Below are 704 nucleotides of genomic sequence, written 5' to 3' on the forward strand. Positions count from 1 at the left end.
GGCTTCAATGTCTAGCGCCACCTTGCTCGCGCTGATGTTCGCGTTGATTTGCGCGGCGGCCGGGTTGCTGCTGTGGCGCGGAAGCCAGGTGCGGGAAGGGCGTGCGCATGCGCAGCGGTTCTTCGACAGCCGCGTCGGACAGGGCGCGCGCCCCGCCGCATCGGCTGGCGATACACGCACCGCGCGCGCCCGGCGCCGGTACGGCGACCCCGCAGGAGCCCGAACAAGGGTTCGCGCGCTGGCGTGCGTCGGCGTTCAACGCATGGGCTGTGCTGTCCGACCGTGCGGGCCTCGATGAAGTCCGCGCCGGCCTCGTGCTGTCGCTGGCGATCGTCGTGCTGCTCGCACTGTGGGCCGGCATGGCCGGCGGCGTGCTCGCCGCGGCGGCCGCGCTCATCGCGGGCAGTGTGTTGGTCGTGCTGTGGATCACGTCACGCATCAGCCGGCGCCGCCTGAAGATCGTCCGTCAGTTGCCGTCGTTTCTCGACGGGATCGTACGGCTCGTGACGCTCGGGAACAGCGTGCCGGCGGCGTTCCAGTCGGCGCTTCAGACGGCCGAAATGCCGCTGCGCCGCTGCCTCGACGACGTGTCGCGAATGCTGCGCTCCGGCGTCGACATCGATCGCGCGATGCTGCATATCGCGCACACGTACCGTATTCGCGAATTCGAACTGGTCGGCGCGGTACTGCGTCTGTCGGTGCGC

At 69.7% G+C, this 704-nt stretch carries 1 pseudogene; it reads left to right on the forward strand.

The window, feature by feature from the left end:
- Positions 1–7: 7 nt before the first annotated feature.
- Positions 8–704 (forward strand): annotated as a pseudogene (locus JMF90_RS39300) (type II secretion system F family protein); the annotation flags it as partial.

Source organism: Burkholderia sp. E168m23, assembly GCF_016586125.1.
Lineage (GTDB): Bacteria > Pseudomonadota > Gammaproteobacteria > Burkholderiales > Burkholderiaceae > Burkholderia > Burkholderia orbicola.